General features: G+C 60.8%; 1 protein-coding gene. It reads left to right on the top strand.

What is annotated here, in order from left to right:
• The coding region (locus Q4563_RS21465; RefSeq protein ID WP_336623073.1) for a class II aldolase/adducin family protein at positions 1-250 on the top strand (250 nt) is incomplete at both ends.

Below are 250 nucleotides of genomic sequence, written 5' to 3'. Positions count from 1 at the left end.
CCAATGCCCTGGCCGATCAGCTGGGTGATGGCAATGCCATTGTGATGCGTGGTAATGGCGTGGTCACGGCATCGGTCTCACTGGAAGAAGCGGTGTCCCTGACCTGGTATCTGGATGACGCCGCCCGCATCGAACTGGACTGTCTGGCGCAGGCACACTCCGTGCGCGAGTTGAGTGCGGCAGAAGCGCAACAGCGGGCGACCCGCAGTGGCCGCATTTTTGAACGTATGTGGGATTACCTGACTTGGGG

The organism is Gilvimarinus sp. 1_MG-2023 (assembly GCF_030548285.1).
Note: the sequence above shows the minus strand (reverse complement) of the source record. Positions and strands in the feature narration are given on the sequence as shown.